Annotated in this window: 11 protein-coding genes; 8 read left to right on the plus strand and 3 right to left on the minus strand. The window is 45.2% G+C overall.

What is annotated here, in order from left to right; all coding sequences use genetic code 11:
* Positions 1–53 precede the first annotated feature (53 nt).
* The 3 genes from typA to EXU57_RS21040 all read left to right on the plus strand — a co-directional run bounded on the left by typA (position 54) and on the right by EXU57_RS21040 (position 4,876).
* Positions 54–1,865, plus strand: a complete 1,812-nt coding sequence (typA, locus tag EXU57_RS21030) for a translational GTPase TypA (protein WP_133270231.1) — start codon at positions 54–56, stop codon at positions 1,863–1,865.
* A 193-nt stretch (positions 1,866–2,058) separates the two neighbouring features.
* The gene (locus EXU57_RS21035) at positions 2,059–4,146 is read left to right on the plus strand and encodes a CHRD domain-containing protein (protein WP_133270232.1); all 2,088 of its coding nucleotides are present in this window, start codon (positions 2,059–2,061) and stop codon (positions 4,144–4,146) included.
* Positions 4,147–4,654: 508 nt separating this feature from the next.
* Positions 4,655–4,876, plus strand: a complete 222-nt coding sequence (locus tag EXU57_RS21040) for a hypothetical protein (protein WP_165958229.1) — start codon at positions 4,655–4,657, stop codon at positions 4,874–4,876.
* 66 nt (positions 4,877–4,942) lie between these two features.
* Here EXU57_RS21040 and EXU57_RS21045 read toward each other — a convergent pair whose 3' ends face one another.
* The 3 genes from EXU57_RS21045 to meaB are packed head-to-tail and all read right to left on the minus strand — an operon-like array spanning position 4,943 to position 7,623.
* The gene (locus EXU57_RS21045) at positions 4,943–5,728 is read right to left on the minus strand and encodes a DUF4422 domain-containing protein (RefSeq protein WP_133270234.1); all 786 of its coding nucleotides are present in this window, start codon (positions 5,726–5,728) and stop codon (positions 4,943–4,945) included.
* 45 nt (positions 5,729–5,773) lie between these two features.
* A complete protein-coding gene (locus EXU57_RS21050) occupies positions 5,774–6,718 on the minus strand; it encodes a glycosyltransferase (RefSeq protein WP_133270235.1) in 945 nt (314 codons plus the stop codon).
* 5 nt (positions 6,719–6,723) lie between these two features.
* On the minus strand, positions 6,724–7,623 hold the full coding sequence (gene meaB / locus EXU57_RS21055; protein WP_133270236.1) for a methylmalonyl Co-A mutase-associated GTPase MeaB: 900 nt from the start codon (positions 7,621–7,623) through the stop codon (positions 6,724–6,726).
* A gap of 193 nt (positions 7,624–7,816) precedes the next feature.
* Between meaB and EXU57_RS21060 the strand changes: the two genes are divergently transcribed.
* The 5 genes from EXU57_RS21060 to lptC all read left to right on the plus strand — a co-directional run bounded on the left by EXU57_RS21060 (position 7,817) and on the right by lptC (position 11,898).
* Entirely contained in the window at positions 7,817–8,575 is a 759-nt protein-coding gene (locus EXU57_RS21060; protein WP_133270237.1) for a glycosyltransferase family 2 protein, read from the plus strand.
* A 62-nt stretch (positions 8,576–8,637) separates the two neighbouring features.
* Positions 8,638–9,279 (plus strand): LON peptidase substrate-binding domain-containing protein, encoded by a 642-nt coding sequence (locus tag EXU57_RS21065; RefSeq protein ID WP_133270238.1) that lies wholly within the window; start codon positions 8,638–8,640, stop codon positions 9,277–9,279.
* A 10-nt stretch (positions 9,280–9,289) separates the two neighbouring features.
* A complete protein-coding gene (locus tag EXU57_RS21070) occupies positions 9,290–10,024 on the plus strand; it encodes a type III pantothenate kinase (RefSeq protein ID WP_133270239.1) in 735 nt (244 codons plus the stop codon).
* Positions 9,990–11,333, plus strand: coding sequence for a hypothetical protein (locus EXU57_RS21075; RefSeq protein ID WP_133270240.1), 1,344 nt, complete (start codon positions 9,990–9,992; stop codon positions 11,331–11,333). Before EXU57_RS21070 ends, EXU57_RS21075 begins: the two co-directional genes overlap by 35 nt.
* A 25-nt stretch (positions 11,334–11,358) precedes the next feature.
* Positions 11,359–11,898: an LPS export ABC transporter periplasmic protein LptC gene (gene lptC, locus EXU57_RS21080; RefSeq protein ID WP_243745680.1), complete on the plus strand. Its 540-nt coding sequence runs from the start codon at positions 11,359–11,361 to the stop codon at positions 11,896–11,898.
* The last annotated feature ends 15 nt before the right edge of the window (positions 11,899–11,913 follow it).

Genomic DNA, 11,913 nt, shown 5'->3' on the forward strand with positions numbered 1-11,913 from the left:
ATCGGACGCATTTTATCATTAAAAATAATGAACCGTTTAGGGTTCGGGGTTTTATGAATATCAGAAACATCGCCATTATTGCACACGTTGACCATGGTAAAACTACGCTGGTCGATAGAATACTGCACCAGACAAATGTTTTCCGTGCTAACCAGGAAACCGGGGATTTAATCATGGACAGCAATGACCTGGAAAAAGAAAGGGGAATTACCATCTTTAGCAAAAACGCTTCTGTCGTTTATAAAGGCATAAAGATTAATGTCATCGATACTCCGGGTCACGCCGATTTTGGTGGTGAGGTGGAAAGGGTACTTAAAATGGCAGACGGTGTCTGCCTGTTGGTGGATGCATTTGAAGGTCCGATGCCTCAAACAAGATTTGTACTTCAAAAAGCGCTGCACCTGAACCTGAAACCTATTGTAATCATTAATAAGGTAGATAAACCCAATTGTCGCCCTGATGAGGTGCATGATGCAGTTTTTGAATTATTCTTCAACCTTGACGCTACAGAAGAACAACTTGATTTTCCTACTTTTTACGGATCAGGAAAAAATGGGTGGTTCAATTCAAAAAATGAGCAGTGCGACGATATTACCCCACTACTGGATGGTATCCTGGAATACGTTCCTGAACCAAGGGTTCCGGAGGGAAATCTTCAATTGCAGATTTCATCACTTGATTATTCTGCTTTCCTTGGACGCGTGGCAATAGGAAAGGTAAACCGGGGTAACATCAAAGAAGGACAAAATATAAGCCTGGTAACTGCTGACGGTATCAAGAAGTCGAAGGTAAAAGAACTTTATATTTTTGAATCACTTGGTAAAAGAAAGGTAGCTGAAGTTTTAGCGGGTGACATTTGTGCTGTCGTTGGTCTTGAAGAATTTACAATTGGCGACACCATCGCCGATTTTGAAAATCCTGAAGGTCTTCCGGTAATCAGTGTTGATGAGCCTACCATGAGCATGATGTTCAGCATCAACAACTCGCCGTTTTTTGGTAAAGATGGAAAGTTTGTTACATCGCGTCACCTTCGTGATCGCCTGATGAAAGAAACAGAGAAAAACCTTGCGTTGCGCGTAGAAGACACCGATAGTGCTGATAGCTTCCTCGTATTTGGACGCGGGATACTACACCTTGGTGTACTCGTAGAAACCATGCGCCGTGAGGGATATGAGCTTACCGTAGGTAATCCGCAGGTATTGGTAAAAACCATGGATGGCAAAAAACACGAGCCTTACGAGATCCTGGTGGTGGATGTACCACAGGAGTTCAGCGGCAAGGTAATCGACCTGGTTACCCAACGTAAAGGCGAAATGCTGGTAATGGAAAGCAAAGGAGAAATGCAACACCTTGAGTTTGAAATTCCATCAAGAGGGTTGATCGGTCTGCGTTCGAACATGCTTACAAATACCGCTGGTGAGGCTGTAATGGCGCACCGTTTCAACGAATACAAACCATGGAAGGGCCACATTCCAGGCCGGAATAACGGTGTATTGATTTCAAAGAACCAGGAAAAAACAACCGGTTATTCTATTGATAAATTACAGGATCGGGGTAAGTTTTTTGTTGATCCGGGGGAAGAAGTTTACACGGGTCAAATAATAGCTGAACACATTAAACCAGGAGACCTGGTGGTTAATGCAACCGAACCTAAGAAACTAACCAATCACCGTGCAAGCGGTAGCGACGACGCATCGAGAATAGCTCCGAAAACCCTGCTCACGCTTGAGGAGTGTATGGAGTATATCCAGCAGGATGAGTGTATAGAGGTTACGCCAAAACACATCCGTATGCGTAAAGTATTGCTCGACGAAGAAGATCGCAAGAAAGTTTCCAAAGGATCAAAAGTGGAAAGCATAGCTTAACTATAACGAATATCATTTCGACCCGCCTCATGTAGGCGGGTTTTTTTGTGCCGAAACTCCTACTTTTAAGCGGTAAAACTCTGATGTTCAGGCGATCGTTTGCCAGATAAAAAGGAAATAAAATATGTTAAAGTAAACCAAACTTTGTAAATTCCGTATTGTTATAGATCATCTATCTTCAAAACGATTCCACATGAAAGCAAAGTTTACCCTCTCTTGTTTACTCTTATTATTTACCTTCTTTAGCCAGGCGCAGATCCGCTATTTGAAAGGTGTTCTACAGGCCAGTCAGTCGGGACCAACGGTTGTATCATCCGGCGGAGGGGTGGTAATCGTTAAATACAACACCGTAACAAAGCTGCTTGAACACTATGGAAACTTCAGGGGACTCACAACACCCATCACAAACCAACACATTCATACCGGTGCACCCGGGGTAAACGGTCCTGTAACGGTGCCGTTAACAGCGTCTCCAACCGGCGGAACTGCCGGTGGACTTTACGGATCAATGGTATTGAATGCGCAACAGGAAGCCGACCTTTTAGCGGGTAACATGTATACCAATGTTCACTCTGTAATGTATGGTGGCGGTGAAATACGTGCACAGTTAACCCTTGCAACTGATGGACAAACCGAACTGTTGAATGCCAGGTTACAAGGTGCGCAGCAGGTTCCACCAACAGGGGTGTTAGCCACCGGCGCTGCAACGGCATTGATCGACAAGAGTACACGCATGCTATACGTCACCTCAACGTTCACGGGTTTGTCTGCACCGGCAAGCAACGCCCATGTGCACAGGGGTGCTCCCCACGTTAGCGGACCAGTAATTGTTCCTGTTCGATTTACAGCTGCGGTAACCGGAAGTCTTGATACCGCCATTCAGGTTTCAATGGCCCACATGGACAGCATGCTTGCAGGAAATACTTACATTAATATACATACGCCGACCTTTCCCGATGGCGAAATCCGTGGTCAGCTTACCAGCCTGAGCCAGCAGCGGTTCCTGGGTGGCAGCTTACAAGGATCACAGGAAGTTCCTCCAACAGCAACTACAGGAAGAGGAACGGTGATTGTAAAATATGATCCCGCAACAAAAATGCTAACGCTAAACGGCGATTATCAAAACCTCACCACTGCAGTAACAGCATCACACATCCACGTTGCACCACCCGGCACTGCTAACCCCGCCCCATTGTTCCCGCTTACAAATACTGGCGGTACAACTGGTATGCTCATGGGTTCGGCGATCCTTAATGCTACACAGGAGGCTGACCTTCTTGCCGGGAACATGTATACCAATGTGCATACCGCAACCTACCCGGATGGTGAACTCCGGGCTCAGTTGATGCCAACTTCTCCTTTCAACTCTCACTATTTTATGGATACACTGGAATTTGCGCAGTCGTTCCCTGTACCACCGGTACCATCTACCGGCCGTGGTAGTTCAATCGTATTGCTCGACCGTAATTCGCTGATGGTATATGTTACTGCGAACTTTACCGGGTTAACCAGCAATATCAACAATACCCACATCCATGCTGGTGCAGCCGGAACATCAGGTCCGGTAGTCGTGAACCTGTTTTTCGGAGGTACTACGTCGGGCACGGTTACCGGCGCTGCGACAGTTCCCCGTGCAAGCTTCGCCGATTCAATGATCCGTGGACTTACCTACATCAATATTCATACAACGCTAAATACGGGTGGCGAAATCAGGGGTCAACTCGGCGACCTTGTGCTGCCCGTTAAGCTCAGTTATTTTAATGGCTATAAAGATAAAAATCAGGCAGTGTTGGTTTGGCAATCTGCACAGGAAGTCGATCTTTCGAAATACGAATTGCAACAGCAATCTGCAAATGGAGACTGGTTAACGAAGAGTACGACATTGGCCAAAGGTGGCACGGCTTCTACCCGTTACCAGGTGAACGATGTTCCTTTTGCTTCAGCCTCCGGGTTTGTATTTTACAGGCTGAAGATGGTGGATAAAGACGGCAAGTTCAGTTACTCGCCGGTGGTTAAATTAAACATCAGGAAGAATCAGCCTGAATTAACGATCATGCAAAACCCTGTTGTTGGCACTCAGGTGAAATTTGCCATTACAGGCCTTGCCGCCGACGAAAAAGCGGAAGTTTCAATCGTGGATATGAATGGCCGTGCCATTTATAAAAAGACGAGCTCATCTCTTGCGAATGGCCTCATACAAGTGGGCAACCTGTCTTCCGGTTTGTACAAACTGGTGGTACGTGTGCAGGAGACTGTCTTGCAACAGACCTTCTCTAAATAGATTTGTTTTTAGTGTTACAAAAAGAGGTTGCTGAAAAGCGCCTCTTTTTTTGTTTACCAGCAGCAACGCTTTATGCGACGATGGTTGCGACGCTCCGTTTGTCTGTTGTACTTATGGCAGCAAAACTAACGAGATGCAAACTGCTTGACATCCATGTTTCAGGTTAAAAACGGCAATACACAAATCTCCGGGACTTGAACGCCAGAAAAATTGCGACACGCTTAAGGTTGAAGACCAAAGATGATCATTGCGTTGCCGATAAAGTGATTGCGACGCAAGGATGATGCTATAGAAACCAATGCTGGTATCCTGCAGAAAGATCGCTAAATTGCTTTCACACCCGGGTATGTGTGCGTAGCACGATGTTGAGCTAAAAACAAAGCCTGGAGACCAAAAGAAAATTAATCCCTCGAAACGTTTTATTCAGCAGCAGAAACGCATGAATTAACCCCTTGCTAAGTTTTTCGTACCCGGATTGCGTTAACTTTGTTACTCTCAAATGTTCTATATGAAAAAGTGCAGCCTTGCTTTCCTTCTCATGTTCCTGGTACTATTTTCTGTTCAAACGGCTCAGGCACAATGTTCAATTTGCACTAAAACCGCCATGCAACTTGGCGAACAGCCTGCCCAGGGAATGAACTCAGGTGTTATTTACCTGATGTTTGCGCCTTTTGCCGTTATGGGCTACGTTGGCTATCGTTGGTGGAAGCATGAATACCGCCCTGAATAGTTCGCCTTTTGATCGTCTGCAATTTTTGTTCAAACTTGTACTGCCGGCTGCCGCAAAGGTTATGGCTTACTTTACTTTGTCGAACACGGCCACGGGTAGGTATGTTGGCTTTAGCTGGTTATGCATGATGTACAGGTTCATCAGGCGCTCGCTCATAAAACCAAAAACCCTTGCCTGGTAGGCATTTTCAGATACGCTCACCCGGTTTTTTACCTCGAACAGGATATCAAACAGCCATTGCAGGTAGCCGTCCCATACTCCCCATGGCGCTACCATCATATTGAAAAAGCTCATTTTTGTTGATTGGTTAAACGCGGGTAACGTTTTCGCATAATCAGGATAGAGGTCACGAATGGTTTCCATTAAGGCGTTCCAATCACTTGCAATATGGTCCATTTTGTAGTGCTGCTCCAGGTTAAAACTGCCTTGTTTATTTCTGTGGATCAACATGGGCTGTTGCACCAGCACATCGGCCGAGTTTAGTTCGGCGATGATTGATTCTTCAAGCGCCGGGGTAAGTACTGCATCGATATTTTCTGGTGTAGGTTCATACGCCAGTATGCGCGCCGGCTTTAAAGCATTAAGCATTGGTTTAGCAGCAAAATACCTTCGGTAGTGGCACAGTCCAAACAGGTCCGTATCCCGTGAAGCATTTTTCCATATCCAGTAAAGTACAGTGAGTTCGCAAAAGGTACTGTTTAAGCTGGAAATATGGTCACCTGTATTATCGCCCAGGATATTTAATTCCAGTTGTGACAGCGCCTTGCCGGCGTGAATAGGCAATACATAAGCCGCGTGAGGCTGGTGAAATGCTTTGTGAAAAACCGAATACAACTGAAGCTTACCTGGCATAATATAAATTGAGGAAATCTGTTTGGTGGTTAAATTACACAACGTTTACGACCAGTGCTTGATTTGCATGGTTGCCTTTTTAAAACTGTATTTAAGATAATAGAAAAACATTGGTTTTTTCCGGCGGTAATAAAAAGTCGTGGGTGCATGTTTCAACAAAAATAGAAACATGGGCATCGAAAACCACTTTGTCCATTCGCTCGCAATAAGCCTTCGGTACTGCTGTAAAAGCTGTTTATCCCCAGGTGCAAGTCCATCGATGGACAAGCACTCTGCCAACATCTCATTCAGTTCTTGGAAGAACCCACTTTGTCCTTTTTTACCGGGATTCCGGATGTAGTAACGCGAAGAGTTTGAAGCATGTATACGGTGCTTTACCAGTACTTCATTACTTAGCGCAACTTTTCCATGAACAGACGCGATTAGCCCAAGCCACCAATCGTAAAAAACTTTTGTGGGAAAGGGTCGTGCATGCTCTAACAAAAGCTTCGATACCATGATCGTGTGCCCATAAACAGTATTGTAAAAGAAGAGTTTCCTGGTATCGTTACCACTAAATCGGATACGTGAGCGGTTGATTACTGCGGCTTCCGGTTCGTTGCCAGGGAATTCCGCGTTGTAAGAGTGCACCAGTAAAACTCCCGGCATAACACAATCAAGCAACGTTTTCAATTTGTGCTCCATCCATATGTCGTCCTGGTCGGCAACCGCTATCCAATTACCGGCGGCAAGTTTCAAGGCGTTGGTGAAATTCTGTTTGATGCCGGTTGTATGAGCATTCACCGAAACTTTTATCCTGGGATCTTTCACCGCGTATTCCGCAAGGATGTTCGGGGTATTGTCAGTTGATGCATCATCGCAAACGATCACTTCAATGTTGCGGTACGACTGGCTGAGTATTGAATTCATTTGTGCGGACAGATACTGCTCGCCGTTGTATGTACACATGACCACGGAGACAAGGTCATCAGCCGGTGTTGAACGGTGCATTTTTGCTAAAGGAAAGTTTGAACTAAGTTATAGAGATTAAAAGCATGTTCGCCTGCCTTGTTCTTAATTGCGTTGAAGACAGCCTGGCGGTCCACGTCCTTCATCCGCTGTTGCTGGATCAGCAACAGCGCCTTTTGCGTGAGCAGATGATAATATTTTTCTGAAGATCGTTGCAGCCCGGGGTGCAATAAAAGGTGTTGGCTTAGTTCAGCTATTCCTGTCCTTTTATCGGCGATTGTTTTTACCACCGGAATTTGATATTCCTGTGCATGGTTTAAAGGTGCAAGCATGCCGCGCAGATTCTTCACAAATTGGTCGGCGCCTTCGCGGTCTGCTTTATTTACCACGAAGATGTCCCCGATCTCCATCAGTCCGGCTTTCATGGTTTGGATCTCGTCGCCAGCCTCAGGCACCAAAACCACAACGGTTGTATCGGCAAGACCAGCAATCTCAATTTCGCTTTGGCCAACGCCAACAGTTTCTACGATGATTTGGTCAAATGGAGCAGCTTTTAAAACGTCGGTTATCTCGATGATATGGGGGTGAAGACCGCCAAGGCTCCCCCGGGTTGCAAGCGAACGGATGTAAACATTCGGATGATTATACCAGCCACTCATCCTGATGCGGTCGCCTAAGAGGGCACCCAGGTTAAAGGGTGAAGAGGGATCAACGCACACAACGGCTACATTTTTACCCGCGTCAACCAGTGTACCAATGAGTCCGTCGACCAGTGTGCTTTTGCCCGCGCCGGGAGGACCCGTAATACCGGTAATTGGAGTGTTTGATGCGGGCAGTTGCTGAAGCATGTTAAAATACCCTTCGTATTGATTTTCCACCAGCGAGATGGTACGCGCTAATGCCTTTATGTCGCCGGTAACAAGTTTTGAAAGGAGGGTTTGCCACATAATGCTCTGTGCAACGAATATCGGTTACAAAAACATTACGGGCAAAAACAGGTAAAGAATGCATCCAGCATCGTGTAGCCAAACGTAGTTAGTTTTGGCAGCAGCATCCCATTCCGAAAATGATCCGGCGGGAACGCTAAAATTTACCTGCTTAACTTAGCCTTTTAGAACCCTTTAAACAATCAATCGTACCATGCTACCGGTATCTGTGGTTATCATTTGCAAAAACGAAGCAGATATTATCGGCCGTACGATCCATTCGGTGCAGGCACTTACCGACGATGTTGTTGTTGTTGACAGTGGCAGCACCGATGGTACCATTGCGGTGATCGAGGCTGCAGGTGCTACTTTAGTTCGTTCGGAATGGGAAGGGTTTGGCCCCACTAAAAATAAAGGTATAGCAGCTGCGCGCCATAATTGGATTTTAAGCATTGATGCCGATGAACAACCAGACCAAACCCTGATTGACTCATTACACCAGGTAAACTTATCTGATACGCATGCCGTATACAATTTAAAGTTCAAAACTTACCTCGGCAGAAAACTGGTAAGGTATGGCGAATGGGGCACCGACGCTCACATAAGGTTCTTTAATCGAAGCACTATCCGGTGGAATGAGGCAACGGTGCATGAGCAACTTGTGCTTCCACCTGGCACAAGCAGGAAAACCCTCAACGGATTTATTCATCATTATTCCATGAAGGACCTTGCTGATTATACCACCAAGATGACCCAATATGCCCTGCTTAGTGGTGAACATTATTACCAGAGCGGAAAAAGGGCAGGGTGGATAAAGCGTTATCTTTCACCCGCATTTTCGTTTTACCGTAATTATCTTTTTAAGCTTGGCTTTCTCGATGGTCGCGAAGGCTATCTGATTGCCCGGGTAACTGCATACTACACCATGTTGAAATATGCACGACTAGACGAACTCAACAGGAAAACACCATAAGATCACGTTGTTTGTTCTGGCACTATTTTTACAACCCAATCTTTCCATTCAAGATTGTTAGCATGACGAATTTTATTCCAATATTTCCCCTGGGAATAATCGTGTACCCGGGTGAGGACCTTAACCTACACGTGTTTGAGCCGAGGTACAAGCAACTCGTGAATGAATGTTATGCCGAAGCAAAGCCTTTTGGTATCCCGACTGTTCTCAAAAACGGGATCGGTGAAATTGGAACGTCGGTGATGGTAACCGAGATTGTACAGGTTTACGAAGACGGTAAAATGGACATCAAAACTAAAGGACAACAGGTGTTCAGGATTCTTGAAGTAATTCGAAGCATACCCGACAAATTATACAGCGGGGCAATTGTAAACTATCCCACAAACGACCAACGCAAAAACCCTGAGCTGCTTCGTAAGGTAGTAAACAGCCTTCGGGAGCTGCACAATCTTATGAAAGTGAGCAAAAATTTTAAGGAGGTTGACGACGATCTCGTATCGTACGACCTTGCTCACCATGCGGCACTTTCACCGGAAGAGGAATATGAGTTGCTGGGGCTATTCCGCGAAGATCAGCGACTCGAATACCTGAAGCGCCATTTGGTAAAGGTGCTCCCGCTGGTAAATGAAATGGAAAAGCTAAAAGAACGCATACAGTTAAACGGGCACTTTAAACAACTAAAGGGGTTCAATCTCGATCTCTGAATTTAATATTATGTCCACCACACTTTGTTTTGATTTTGGTAATACACGGCTCAAATGTGCAGTGTTTAAGAGGAAAGAAATGCAGCAGTTGTTGGTTTTGGAAGATGACTCAGAAGCCGCCATCAGCAGGTTGATAGACGAGCACGGGGCCAAAAAAAGCATTCTTTCGTCAGTTATAGAACCTAATCCGGCCATTGAAAACCTGCTGGCAGAGCGTACCCGTTTTCATAAGCTTTCTTATAAAAGCCAGTTTCCTATTTCTACCCCGGTGGGCAAGCCCGAAACAATCGGCTCCGACAGGCTTGCCATGTCGGTTGGTGCGGTTGATCTTTTTCCCCGGAAACATAATCTGGTGATTGGACTTGGCTCTTGCATTACATATAACTTCGTCAACAAGTTCCACCAGTTTCTTGGCGGAAGTATTTCCCCGGGTATGGAGATGCGTTTCAAGGCACTAAAGCACTTTACTGCCAGGCTCCCGATGGTGGAAGCAGAGTGGAACTTTCCACTTGTGGGGTATGATACAAAAACAAATATATTAAGTGGAGTGATTCTGGGTATGGCAAATGAGATAGATGGTATAATAAATAGTTATGCTCAACGGTATGTTAACTTTAACGTGCATTTAACCGGGGGTGATACGACCTTATTTGGACAACACCTCAAAAACAAGATATTTGCAGACCCTTATTTAATTTACAAAGGCCTTTATGCGATTAGTGAGTACAACCAAAAGAACAATTAAGATTGGATTTATACTGGTATTAGGGTCTTTAACTGCTTCATCTCAAGAAAATTCTCCTTTTTCAAGATACGGTCTGGGCGATATTTTTCCTGGTCAACACGTTATCAGCCGCGGTATGGGGGGGCTTTCTGCACCTTATGTGGATGCCCAAAGCATAAACTTTTACAACCCTGCGAGCTATAGTGGACTAAAAGTAGTGACTTTCGACGTTGGTGTTGGAATTGATAACCAAACCTTGCGCCAGCAGTCGCCGGTCCAAAAGTTTACCTCTATAAATTTTACCCCATCATACATCGCTTTTGGTGTTCCGTTTTCTAAAAAGCATAATATCGGTCTTGCTTTTGGCCTTCGGCCGGTCACTAAAATCAGCTATTCCATCCAGGAAACAAAGCGACTCACAGGCATCGATAGCACGGCTAACCTTTATGAAGGTACCGGTGGCTTAAACGAATTGTTTGTTGGTATGGGTAAACGCTGGAAAGGCTTGAGCATAGGTTTTAACACCGGTTATCGTTTTGGAAGAAAAGAGACCAACAGCCGGGTATTTATCTTTAACACCGATAGCTCCAGTTATATTCCATACTCTAACTCCAATGCAGGTACAGTTACCACTTTCGGTAAGGTGTTTTTGAATGGGGGCATGCAATATGAGCAGCGGCTAGGCACAAATTCAGCATTGCGCCTCGGTGTTAATGCCAACTTTCAGCAAAGCTTTAAAGCAAGCCAGGACAGGGTAAGAGAAACCTTCTTTTATGATGTTAACGGTAATCCCGTTAGGCTCGACAGCGTTGCAGACGTAAAAGAAGTAAGAGGAACAATCATTACCCCTGCTACTTATACAGCAGGTATCATGTTTATCAGAACCGTTCAGGACAGGTTAGGCAACAGGTCAGATAAAGCTAGTTTTGGTATCGAGTACGAAACATCTGAATGGTCGAAGTTCCGGTTTTACGACGCACCCGATCAGTTGGTAAATCGCTATGAAGTGCACATTGGTGGGCAGTTCACACCGGATCCGTTCAGCGTAACCAATTATGGCAATAGAATTACTTACCGTGCAGGTGTTAACTTCGGACGCGATTACATCAACGCCGACCGTAATGAATTAAAAACATTTGGTGCAACCGTTGGGGCTGCCTTACCCGTTCGTAAGTGGCGTTCTTTCGATAACCAGTTTACCATGTTAAATGCCGCCTTTGAATATGGCAGAAGAGGCAGCTCGGTAAACAACATCACCGAAAACTATTTCAGGGTATCGTTTGGGTTTTCATTAAGCGATATCTGGTTTGTTAAGCGTAAATATGATTAGCAGGTTTATTGTGCATAAACGTGTTTTGGCAGCCCTATTAACAGGCTGCTTTTTTGTTTTGTCGTGTGAGAACGATATGAGTGCCGTACAGGAATTGTCGAAGAAGAAGATCGGCGTTGAAGAAGCAAAAAACATCGAAAGTTACCTGAGCCAGGATGCTAAGCTTAAAGCGAAGCTAACTGCACCAAGTATGTTGCGCTACCAATTTGATACCCCAAAAGTGGAGTTCCCGAAGAGCCTTCATGTAAACTTTTACAACGACAGCTTGAAAGTGGAAAGCGAGCTTAGCGCAGATTACGGTCGTTACCTCGAAAACGAAAACAAGGTTTTTTTACGCGATAGCGTCGTGGTTTTTAATAAAGTTGGCGACACCTTACACTGCAAAGAACTTTATTGGGATCAACGCCAGGAGTCGTTTTATACTGATAAAAACGTTATTCTGCTACAACCTTCCCAAAAGCTTTATGGCAAGGGCCTGCGTGCCCGCCAGGATTTTAAAGGCTTTACCATCATCGATCCTACAGGCTTTATTCTTATCCCCGACAGCACCTGGTTGGGTTATTAATCTCCTGCTTTTAAC

The sequence above is a fragment of the Segetibacter sp. 3557_3 genome, from assembly GCF_004354985.1.
In the GTDB taxonomy this organism is placed as follows: domain Bacteria; phylum Bacteroidota; class Bacteroidia; order Chitinophagales; family Chitinophagaceae; genus Segetibacter.

Bases quoted from the DNA above. Each gene is read 5' to 3' on its own strand.
- EXU57_RS21070 (WP_133270239.1), top strand. From the start codon at position 9,290: ATGTCCACCACACTTTGTTTTGATTTTGGTAATACACGGCTCAAATGT.
- EXU57_RS21060 (WP_133270237.1), top strand. From the start codon at position 7,817: ATGCTACCGGTATCTGTGGTTATCATTTGCAAAAACGAAGCAGATATT.
- meaB (WP_133270236.1), bottom strand. From the start codon at position 7,623: ATGTGGCAAACCCTCCTTTCAAAACTTGTTACCGGCGACATAAAGGCA.
- EXU57_RS21065 (WP_133270238.1), top strand. From the start codon at position 8,638: ATGACGAATTTTATTCCAATATTTCCCCTGGGAATAATCGTGTACCCG.
- typA (WP_133270231.1), top strand. From the start codon at position 54: ATGAATATCAGAAACATCGCCATTATTGCACACGTTGACCATGGTAAA.
- EXU57_RS21045 (WP_133270234.1), bottom strand. From the start codon at position 5,728: ATGCCAGGTAAGCTTCAGTTGTATTCGGTTTTTCACAAAGCATTTCAC.
- EXU57_RS21040 (WP_165958229.1), top strand. From the start codon at position 4,655: ATGAAAAAGTGCAGCCTTGCTTTCCTTCTCATGTTCCTGGTACTATTT.
- EXU57_RS21075 (WP_133270240.1), top strand. From the start codon at position 9,990: ATGCGATTAGTGAGTACAACCAAAAGAACAATTAAGATTGGATTTATA.
- EXU57_RS21050 (WP_133270235.1), bottom strand. From the start codon at position 6,718: ATGCACCGTTCAACACCGGCTGATGACCTTGTCTCCGTGGTCATGTGT.
- EXU57_RS21035 (WP_133270232.1), top strand. From the start codon at position 2,059: ATGAAAGCAAAGTTTACCCTCTCTTGTTTACTCTTATTATTTACCTTC.